We start from the raw sequence: 7454 nt of genomic DNA, 5'->3' as shown, positions 1-7454 counted from the left end.
TCAACGTTGGCGACATGACGATCGGTGAAAAAATCCAGCATGGGATGATCGAGACGGTCGAGCAGGCCGTCCTTGTAGACCATCCCGAGAAGCGTGCCGGTGACCGCCTTTGTCGAAGAATAGATCTCGTGCAGAACATCGGGAGTGTAGGGAGCGTAATAAGCCTCCGTGACGATCCGCCCATGACGCACGACAAGCAGGCTGTCAAAGCTATGGCTTTCGCCATAACCGACAAGCCTGGCGAGCGCCGCTGAATCCATGCCTTGTTCTTCCGGCGTCGACGTCAGCCATCCCCTGGTTGGCCACGGCTGTTGATCCGGGTCGTCGGCATGCGCCGGTCCGATGCAAAGGTATGTCAGCAGAGCGCATAGGCTCAGCATTGAACTCAAGACGAAACGTTTTTTGGCTTGCGCGTCCATGGCTGTCTCCAATCTCGCGGAGACCATGTCGAAAGGCCGCGGCGCGGTCTCGCCGAACATTGAAAACGGCTCGCCGATTTCTCCACACGGCTCGCCGATTCCAGGGTTCGGCGCTTCGCGCGGCGGTTCAGACAGCGCTTTTGGCGAGAGCGAAGCGGCGGAACTCGGTCGGTGTCTGGCAGGTATCCGCCTTGAAGGCGCGGTTGAACGGACCGAGCGACTGGAATCCGGCGTCCATGGCGATGGTCAGAACCGGTACGTCTTTCTGGCCGGGATCGGCGAGAGCCGTCTTGGCTTCCTCGATCCGGTAGCGGTTGAGAAAGGCGTTGAAATTGCGATGGCCCAGACCCTCGTTGATGACCTGGCGCAGCCGGTATTCCGGCAGGTTCATCTGTGCGGCGAGAGAGCCGATGGTCAGCCCCTCCCGGCGATAGGCGCGCTCGGTCGTCATCAGGCGTTCCAGCCGGCTGAGCAGAGCCGGTTCGATCCCCGGACGGTCGTCGTTTCTGATCGGCTGGGAAGAAGGGCGGCCAGCGGATGCAATGGCCGGTTCCAGCGCGAGCGCGCGAACGGGTGACGCCGTGCGAAACAGCGTCCAGCCGGCGAGCACCGCCAACAGGCAAAGGCCGAGCGCGTTGGCAAGGTTCCTGGCCGGGGAGGACCATGTCAGGACTGCGACGGAAGAGAGATTCGCGGCCGAGTTGATGGCGATATAGACCAGCGTTCCCATCAGCACGGCAACGCGCAGACGCCGTCGGCCGGCGACCAGATCCATGCGCCAGGTGGCAATCGTCTGCATCAGAGCGAGCATCCCGAAGCCAAGATTGGCGAGCAGCAAGGCCCGGTTGATCGCTGAAGCGGCGGAGCCGGCAATCGCGCCATAGGAAGCCGTCAGCCCCAGCCCGACCGCGGCCGCCCAGACGCCGGCGTGCCAGGGACGGAAGACGAAGTCGTCGTCGAAAACCACCCGGGCCCAGAGCCAGAAGACGACTGGCGTGCCTGACGACAATGCAATGAGCGGCAAACTTGCCCAATGCCATTGCGGAGGGAAGCCCGGTGCCTCGAGGATCGCGGCGGCGGCACCCGCTCCGGCCAGGGCAGCGCGAACAAACTCAACGGGACGATGGTGCAGAAAGACGGCGGCGACCATCAAAAGCAATCCCGCGGCCGCGCCGCGAAGGCCATTGTCGAGAGCAACGAAACCTGCGCTGGTCACGCTTGGTTTCCCCCACCTGGTCTCCAGGCGGCCGCCTACTCGGCGGCCGTCTTCTGCGGATCGCGCTGGATATCGTCGTTGTTGCCGAACAGCGATGGCTGGTCGCCGCTGTCGACGACCTGCAGCTCTGCCTGGCGCTTCGGCATGAGCCCGATCAGCCAGCCCGAGAACCTTTCGAAATAGACATAGATCACCGGCGTGACGAACAGCGTCAGCGCCTGCGAGGCAAGCAGGCCGCCGACAACGGCAACACCCAGCGGCTGGCGCAATTCGGCGCTGGCGCCGGTGCCGAGCGCGATCGGGAACGTGCCCATCAACGCGGCAAGCGTCGTCATCATGATCGGCCGGAAACGCATCAGGCAGGCCTTGTGGATGGACTCCGTGGCCGACATGCCTTCTCGTCGCAGTTCCAGCGCGACGTCGACCATCATGATGCCGTTCTTCTTGACGATGCCGATCAGCATCAGGATGCCGATCACCGCGATAACGGACAAATCCATGCCGGCGAAGCGCAGGGCGACAACCGCACCCAGCACAGCCGACGGCAGGCCCGTGAGAATGGTCAGCGGGTGGATGAAGCTCTCGTAGAGAATGCCGAGCACGATATAGATGGTCAGGATCGCGCCGCCGATCAGCAGGCCCTGGTTGGCAAGCGAATCCTGGAAGGTCTTGGCGGTGCCGGCAAACGTGGTCGAGATCGCCTTGGGCATCCCGATCTGCTCTTTGAGCGCGTTGATGCGGGTGACGCTGTCGCCCAGCGCCACGCCCTGCGGCAGGTTGTAGGAGATCGTCACCGCCGGAAGCTGGCCGAGCTGGTTGACCGTCAGGGCGCCGGCCGTGCGATCGACCCGCGCGAAGGCGCCGAGCGGCACCAGGCTGCCGCTCGCCGTGCGCACCTGGATAGCGAGCATGCGCTCGGGCGACCATTCGATCTTGGGATCGAGCTCGGTGATGACTTCATAGCTGTCGGCCGAGCCGAAGATCGTCGACACCTGGTCGGTGCCGAAGCCGCCATAGAGGGCGGTCCGCAGCGTGTCGGTGTCGATGCCGAGCTGGGCGGCCTTGTCGCGGTCTACCACCAGCGATGCCTGCAGCGCATTGTTCTGCAGATCGCTGGTGACGTCGGTGAAAGTCGTATGGTCGGCCGCCATCGCATCATTCAGCTTCTGGGCCCAGATGTCGGTCTGGCCGGTATCGAGACCCTGCACGACGAGCTGATAGGCGCTGGCGGACGAGCGCGAACCGAGCCTCAGATTCTGCACCGGTTGCATGTAGGTCTCGATGCCCGCCACGCCGGAGAGTTGCTTGCGCAGATCCGAAAGCACCTTTTCGATATTGGGACGCTGGTCCTTGGCCTTGAGCTGGACGAAGAGCTGTCCCTGGTTGAGCGCGTTGTTGCCGCTGCCCGCCGACCACGCGACATGGTCGACATAGGGCGACTTCGAGAAGACGCTGGCCACCTGGCCCTGCAGCTTGGCCATGGCGTCGAAGGAGATGTCCTGGCGCGCGATGGTGGTGACCGAGATCTGACCGATATCCTCCTGCGGGAAGAAGCCCTTCGGCGAGACCTGGATCAGCCACACCGACCCCGCCGCCGTGCCGACGAAGACGAGGAACACCAGGAAAGTGTGCCGCAGGCAGAAGCTCAAGGCGCGGTCATAGCCGCGCGTGATGAAATCGCGCTTGTGGCCCTCAGCATGCGCCGCGCGGTCGGCCTTGGTTACCGACAGCAGGCGCGAGCACAGCATCGGCGTCAGCGTCAGCGACACGAACATCGACGCCAGGATGGCGACCGTCACCACGACGGCGAACTCGTTGAAGATGCGGCCGATGACGCCGCCCATGAGCAGCACGGGGATGAACACCGCCACCAGCGAAATGGAGATCGAAATGATGGTGAAGCCGATCTCGCGGGCGCCTTTCAGGGACGCCTCGAAGGCCGACAACCCATCCTCCTCCATGTGGCGGAAGATGTTTTCCAGCATCACGATGGCGTCGTCGACGACAAGGCCGACGGCGAGCGTCAGGCCCATCAGTGAGATGTTGTCGATGGAAAAGCCGAACAGGAACATCGCGCCGAGCGTGGCGATCAGCGAGATCGGCACCGCCACGGCCGGGATGATGGTCGCCGTCACCCGGCGCAGGAACACGAAAATGACCATCACCACCAGCGCGATGGTCAACAGCAGCGTGAACTGCACGTCGTCGACGGCCTGGCGGATCGAGGTCGAGCGGTCGTTGAGCAGCTTGATCGAGGCGGCGGCCGGCATCTGGTCCTGGAAGGACGGCAGCATCGCCTTGACCTTGTCGACCACGTCGACCGTGTTGGCATCGGGCTGGCGCTGCACGGCCATGATGATCGCGCGCGTGCCGTCGTACCAACTCGCCGTTGTCGTCGTCTGTACGGAATCGACCACGCGGGTCACCTCGCCCAGCCGCACCGGGTGGCCGTTCTTGGTGGCGATGATGAGGTTGGAGAAGCCGGCGGCGTCGGTCAGCTGCGTGTTGGCGGTGATGGTCAGCTGCTGCTTGTCGTTCTGCAGCACGCCGAGCGGCGTGTTGCTGTTGGCGGACGCGACCGCCGCCTGCAGCTGATCGATCGAGATGCCGCGTGCGGCAAGTGCCGTCGGATCGATCTGGATGCGCACCGCGTATTTCTGCTGGCCGTAGATCGAAACCTGCGCCACGCCGTCGATGGTCGACAGCGACGGCGAGATGACGTTTTCGGCGAACGCATCGAGATCGGTCAGCGGAACCGTGTCACTGACCAGCGACATAAGAAGGATCGGCGCGTCGGCGGGATTGACCTTGCGATAGCTCGGCGGCGACGTCATCTGCGGCGGCAGCGATTTCTGCGTGCGCGCGATCGCCGCCTGCACGTCGGCCGCGGCCGCGTCGATGTCACGGTTGAGCACGAACTGGATGGCGATCGAGGTCTGGCCGAGCGAGTTCGTGGTGGCAATGGAATCGATGCCGGCGATGGTCGCGAACTGCTTGATCAGCGGCGTCGCCACCGATGTCGCCATGGTTTCCGGCGACGCCCCGGGCAGCGAGGCTGAGACGTTGACGACGGGGAATTCGGCGCTCGGCAGTGCCGCCACCGGCAGGAATTTATAGGCGAACAGCCCGCCCAGAACGAGGGCGAACGACATCAACAGCGTCGCAACCGGTCTGCGTATGCAGAATTCGGAGATCATTGGGCGGCCTCGCCGGTGTTGCTAGCCTCTGCCACCTTCGGGGCAGCCGTCGAGGCGCCTTCATGCACCGCGGCGCCGTTCTTCAGCCGCGTCTGGCCTTCGGTAACGACTTTCTCGCCGCTCTTCAGCCCCTGGCTGATGGCGCTGTTCTCACCCTCGGTCAGCGCCACCTGAACCGGGCGCATCTCCACCGTATTGTCGGGCTTGACCACATAGACGAACGGGCCCTTCTGGCTGGGCTGGACAGCCACCGTCGGGACGGATGTCATCTGCGGCATGATGCCGGCGTCTAGGATGACGTTCACATACTGGCCGGGCCACAGTGAAAGATCGGCATTGGGGATGCTGGCCCGCGTTGCGATCGTGCCGGAGGCGGTGTCGACGCTGGAATCGACGAAGTCGAGCGTGCCCTTGCCGATCGGCGTCGGGTCGCCGTCCTTGGTCAGCGTCACCGCCCCTTGCTGCGGATTGGCAAGGGCCTTGTGCAGCAGCGCGAGGTTGCTTTCGGGAAGATTGAAATTGACCTGCAGCGGATCCATCTGGGTGATGGTCACCAGCGGCGTCGACGACGAGCTGTTGCCGTTCGAGGTGGTCACGAGGTCACCGACGGCGACGCTGACCGCGCCCAGCCTGCCGGCAATCGGCGCCGTGATCGTCGCGTAGCTCAATTGCACATTGTCCGCGTCGATCGTCGCCTTGTCGGCATCGACCGTCGCCGCGGCCGCCTTCTGCGCCGCCACGGCCTGGTCGTAGGTCTGCTGCGTGCCGGCTTGCTTTGCGACAAGGTCCTTGGCGCGCTGGAGGTCGGAATTGGAGCTGATGAGCAGAGCCTGGTCCTTGGCGAGCGTCGCTTGGTCCTTGGCCAGCTGCGCCTTCAGCGCCCGGTCGTCTAGCGAAAACAAGGTGTCTCCCGCCTTCACCATCTGGCCGTCCTTGACGTCGATCGACACGATCTGGCTGGAGACACGCGCATTGATGCTGACCACGGCGGGGGAGGAAACGAAACCGATGGCATAGCGGCGGATCGGGAAGTCGGCCGTCGTCGCGGTCGCCGAAACGATCGAGGCCGAGCGGGCGCCATTGCCGCCGCCCGCCTGCTTGTCCGATGCCTGCTTGCCCGCTGCCGCCGTGTCGGCGGACGCGACCTGCTTGACGCCGATCATCTGCTCGACTTTGCCCAGCGTGTCGGGGGACATATAGAGCCAGGCGGCGCCCGCACAGGCGATCGCAAGCAGCGAAAGAATGACTTTTCCACGCATCGTCAAAGTGCCCTCTCCGTCCGACACGCCGTTGCAAGGTGGTCGTATTCTAGCGCAAATCACGGCCTTACGCCGCTATTTTGCCAAATAGATAGGACGCGCCTATGTCGGAAAAGGGCCAAAAGACGGCATTACGAAGATTTAATGTGCACTGCACAATGGATGTGCAGGCCGTCACTGGTCCGGATCGGACGCGACGGCGGCGGCCGAAAAGGGCCTTTGGCGCCTATTTCAGCATCGGCCAAAGCGTCGCCGCCAGCAACAACCCCATGGCGATGTTGAACCATTTCAGGCGCACCGGGTCCGACAGGAAACCGCGCAACGCCGTGCCGAAGCCTGCCCACACGGACACGCTGGGCAGATTGACGACGGCGAACGCGAACGAGATCAGGGCGACCGAAATGAACGGATGTTCGGAATTGGTGTAGACGGCCATTGCGGTGATTGCCATCACCCACGCTTTCGGATTGACCCACTGGAACGCGGCCGCATCGATGAAGCGCATCGGCTGTGCCTCCGCCTCCCCTTTGCCGCTGAGCGAGCGGGACATGGCGATCTTCCAGGCGAGATAGAGCAGGTAGGTGGCGCCCGCTATCTTCAGGCCGGTGTGCAGCGCCGGAAACGCCGTCAGGACAGCGCCTAGCCCGAAGCCGACCGCGAGCAGCAGGATGAGAAAGCCGATGCTGATGCCCAGCATGTGCGGAATCGTCCTGACAATCCCGAAATTGACGCCGGATGCCAGAAGCATGAGATTGTTCGGCCCCGGCGTGATGGAGGTCACGAAGGCATAAACAAGCAGGGCAAGGAAGGCGTCGAGTGACATCGAGCTCACAAGGTCAGCAATACTGACTTAAATAACCCTGCTATCGAACGCAACCGCAATCCCTTGGTCCAGCCGCGGCCGCCAGCCGTGGTTGACGATTACTCCGGCCGGCTGGAAATCGCGAGCCGCCGTCATCGTCCATGAGACCGTGCGGGCCACCGGTTGTTCGCGGCAGGCGAGGCCCGCCGGCTCTCCGGCAGGCGGCGCAGACCTTTTCGTCTTGGGGTGTTCTCCGGCAGTTTGACGCTATGGGCGAGACCGAGGCTCGCCAGGATCCGGATCAGGACCCAGCCAAGGTCGATCTGCCCGCGCTCCAGGCCGAGCCGGGCGGATTCGGGAAACGCGTGATGATTGCCGTGAAAACTCTCGCCGAAGGTCACCAGTCCGAAACGCGGCAAATTGTAACCCTGCACCGCGACGCCATCGACGCACCAGCCCTGGTCCCCACCCCGATGCGCGAAATGCCCGACCAGCCAGTGCCCGGTCAGCGACACCGAGCCACGCCCGCCGCTCCCCCAGCCCACCCAACCCCCGCCGCCA

The 7454-nt window shown here is 63.9% G+C and carries 5 protein-coding genes and 1 pseudogene; all 6 read right to left on the bottom strand.

The features are described 5' to 3' along the window. A partial coding sequence (locus J0I79_RS01960) for a serine hydrolase (protein ID WP_292854967.1) occupies positions 1 to 419 on the bottom strand: 419 nt, incomplete at its 3' end. Between the two features lie 127 nt (positions 420 to 546). Continuing rightward, on the bottom strand, positions 547 to 1635 hold the full coding sequence (locus J0I79_RS01955; protein ID WP_292854966.1) for a helix-turn-helix domain-containing protein: 1089 nt from the start codon (positions 1633 to 1635) through the stop codon (positions 547 to 549). Between the two features lie 35 nt (positions 1636 to 1670). Next, on the bottom strand, positions 1671 to 4832 hold the full coding sequence (locus J0I79_RS01950) for an efflux RND transporter permease subunit (RefSeq protein ID WP_292854964.1): 3162 nt from the start codon (positions 4830 to 4832) through the stop codon (positions 1671 to 1673). Further along, the gene (locus J0I79_RS01945; protein ID WP_292854962.1) at positions 4829 to 6091 is read right to left on the bottom strand and encodes an efflux RND transporter periplasmic adaptor subunit; all 1263 of its coding nucleotides are present in this window, start codon (positions 6089 to 6091) and stop codon (positions 4829 to 4831) included. Before J0I79_RS01945 ends, J0I79_RS01950 begins: the two co-directional genes overlap by 4 nt. Before the next feature lie 226 nt (positions 6092 to 6317). Continuing rightward, the gene (locus J0I79_RS01940; RefSeq protein WP_292854961.1) at positions 6318 to 6914 is read right to left on the bottom strand and encodes a LysE family translocator; all 597 of its coding nucleotides are present in this window, start codon (positions 6912 to 6914) and stop codon (positions 6318 to 6320) included. 131 nt (positions 6915 to 7045) lie between these two features. Next, a pseudogene (locus J0I79_RS01935) lies at positions 7046 to 7454 on the bottom strand (acyl-CoA desaturase); the annotation flags it as partial.

Origin of the sequence: Mesorhizobium sp., from assembly GCF_017306585.1 — a bacterium.
Lineage (GTDB): Bacteria > Pseudomonadota > Alphaproteobacteria > Rhizobiales > Rhizobiaceae > Mesorhizobium.
Note: the sequence above shows the minus strand (reverse complement) of the source record. Positions and strands in the feature narration are given on the sequence as shown.